Source organism: Paenibacillus alba (assembly GCF_013204855.1).
Taxonomy (GTDB): domain Bacteria; phylum Bacillota; class Bacilli; order Paenibacillales; family NBRC-103111; genus Paenibacillus_E; species Paenibacillus_E alba.
Window position 1 is genome coordinate 1 of record NZ_JABMKZ010000105.1, and the last position, 744, is coordinate 744.

At 48.5% G+C, this 744-nt stretch carries 2 tRNA genes and 2 rRNA genes; all 4 read right to left on the reverse strand.

The features are described from left to right. A 23S ribosomal RNA gene (locus HQN90_RS38090) occupies positions 1 to 98 on the reverse strand; the annotation flags it as partial. A gap of 218 nt (positions 99 to 316) precedes the next feature. Continuing rightward, positions 317 to 392, reverse strand: a tRNA-Ala gene (locus HQN90_RS38095). Positions 393 to 478: 86 nt separating this feature from the next. Continuing rightward, a tRNA-Ile gene (locus HQN90_RS38100) sits at positions 479 to 555 on the reverse strand. An 88-nt stretch (positions 556 to 643) separates the two neighbouring features. Beyond that, positions 644 to 744, reverse strand: a 5S ribosomal RNA gene (rrf, locus tag HQN90_RS38105); the annotation flags it as partial.

Below are 744 nucleotides of genomic sequence, written 5' to 3' on the forward strand. Positions count from 1 at the left end.
AGCCTGCTTACGGCTCCCCGAGGCATTTCGTCGTTCGCCACGTCCTTCTTCGGCTCCTAGTGCCTAGGCATCCTCCGTGTGCTCTTTCTAGCTTAACCTAGAAAAAACTTTAAAGATTTTTTGTGCAACCCGAAGGTTAACACAACCTAAGTTCTTACTTTACGTTTGTTTCGTTATCTAGTTTTCAAGGAACAATGTTGTTGCAATGTGATTCCATTATCCTCGCCCTATTTCAGCGGCGAAAGTTATCTTATCACATCTTCTTACTGCATTTCAAGTCGAAATTTCTTGGAAATTCCTGTCTTAAAATGTGTTTTGGTGGAGCCAAGCGGGATCGAACCGCTGACCTCCTGCTTGCAAGGCAGGCGCTCTCCCAGCTGAGCTATGGCCCCTCATAATTATTGCCCGCATGGTTATGGGGCCCCCGAAAAGTAATCGGAATTACCTGCGAAGCTTAGCTTCACTTTTTGGGTAATATTGGTGGGCCCTAGTGGACTCGAACCACCGACCTCACCCTTATCAGGGGTGCGCTCTAACCAGCTGAGCTAAGGGCCCTTACTGTGTTTCCTATCAAGGAAACTTTCCAAAATAAAAACCCACCTACAAGCTTTCGAAGCTTTCTTCGAAAGCTTGCCATGGGTTCGCTTGGCAACGTTCTACTCTCCCAGAACCCTGCGGTTCAAGTACCATCGACGCTGGAGGGCTTAACGGTCGTGTTCGAGATGGGAACGCGTGGGTCCCCTC